This is a genomic window from Streptomyces sp. WAC06614 (assembly GCF_003949795.1).
Lineage (GTDB): Bacteria > Actinomycetota > Actinomycetes > Streptomycetales > Streptomycetaceae > Streptomyces.
Genome location: NZ_RPRY01000722.1, coordinates 1 through 946, shown reverse-complemented (window position 1 = coordinate 946; position 946 = coordinate 1). Strand labels below are relative to the sequence as shown.

1 protein-coding gene is annotated in these 946 nt (G+C 74.9%); it reads right to left on the bottom strand.

The window, feature by feature from the left end; translation table 11 throughout:
- A partial coding sequence (locus EF918_RS36125; protein WP_125653017.1) for a DUF4184 family protein occupies positions 1–645 on the bottom strand: 645 nt, incomplete at its 3' end.
- Between the last annotated feature and the right edge of the window lie 301 nt (positions 646–946).

Here is a 946-nt window from a genome sequence, read left to right as displayed (position 1 = left end):
CCCGCACACCGCGAACAGCCCCGCCGCCCCCCACCGCTCCGCGCGGCTCAGCACCGGCACCTCCGCCGGTGCCGGCCGCCCGGCCGGGACCCGCCGCAGCGCCGACACCGTGAACCACGCCAGCACGACGGCGGCCACGGCCGAACTGCCGTACTGCAGGTACGAATAGAGCGGCAGGGGCCCGTAGTACGCCGACAGCGCGGGGAAGGTGTGCGTCCCGTACCGGTCCATGTGCGTGAAGCTGTCCCACCCCACATGGGTGAGCGAACCGGCGACCGCCGAGACGTAGAACCACCCCACGAGCGCGGCCGGCCGTCGCTCCCGCCGCCACGCCTCACCACGGACGAACCCGTGGACGCGGGCCTGCCGGCCCCGGGGGAGCAGGGCGACCAGCGGTTCGCGCAGCAGCAGCCAGCAGGCCACCAGGGCCGCCGTCAGCAGGGCGTCGACGGTCACCACCCCCACCAGGGAGTGGGTGAAGTCCCCGTACGCCATCACGCCGCCGACGACCGCGTCGAGGAAGTAGAAGGCGTCGGGCGCGAACGAGCCGAGCACGAGCGCGGAGGCGACCAGGGGACCGCGGCCCCGTCCCGTCCGGCGGACCGCGGGGAGCACGGCGGCGGCATGGCTCAGCGTGAACGGCATGGCGGCTCTCCTCGCTCTGTGTGCCCGCCCAGTATGCGTGACCAGCGGAATTCGTGGGGAAGTGGTGAATTCCGCGGCAGGGTCGGTGCACGGCACAGCCGGCTGACGTAATGTCACGGCCACGTCATGGGGGACGAGGGGAGGGGCCGCCCACTGACCGCCGGACTCGGACGCAGGCGGCGCAGTGGGGCGGGACCGCCACCCTCCTCAGCGCAACGGGCGGTCGCGGGGAGACCGCCCGGGGGCCGGGCGACGGGCGGACGGCGCGACAGGTGCGGCCGGTGAGGGCCGCACCCCCACG